Annotated in this window: 1 protein-coding gene; it reads left to right on the top strand. The window is 56.7% G+C overall.

All coding sequences use genetic code 11. The annotated features are described in order from the left end of the window. Window positions 1–213 (top strand): hypothetical protein (locus CO660_RS33655; protein ID WP_210421958.1); only part of this gene is annotated, 213 nt, incomplete at its 5' end. Window positions 214–557 lie beyond the last annotated feature (344 nt).

Here is a 557-nt window from a genome sequence, read left to right as displayed (position 1 = left end):
GATGTAAGGCCCATCTTCGCCCATGTCGTACCGTACGACGGAGCTCGTCAGCGATCATCACGCGCGGCGGCGTGCAGCCGATCCAAAGAGCTTTGTCACCAGCCACTGCTCAGCGCGGGAGCCTCTTCAGCTTTGGATCAAGACGTTGAGAGCGATGCCATTCTGGCCGACAGCGCCGCCGGAGCCAATGTTCTTCGCGCGCGATCGAAATAACCGAATTCGTCCAGATGTCATGTCGCCGCGAATGAGACTGCTTCAAGGGATTCCAGTGGGAGATCGCCTTGCCGAGTTAAGGCTCCCACTGGCACGCGGTTTCGTTGGTGACGCCGGTGCCGCATGTTGGCGGCCGCATCCGCTAAATTTAACGGTGCCTAGAACCTGAAGAGACACAGCGAAATTTGCCTTTCGTTTGGCACCGGTTGGACTACGCCCAATTTTCGTTTTCGTCTCAAAAGTGGAGATGCGATATGACTTCGAATCACCAAGCCGACGTGGTTGGCGATAGCGACAAGCTCATCGAGCAGGCGCTGCGAGCTGCCATGGATACTGCTCTAAGT

Source organism: Rhizobium sp. L9, assembly GCF_002531885.1.
GTDB lineage: Bacteria > Pseudomonadota > Alphaproteobacteria > Rhizobiales > Rhizobiaceae > Rhizobium.
Note: the sequence above shows the minus strand (reverse complement) of the source record. Positions and strands in the feature narration are given on the sequence as shown.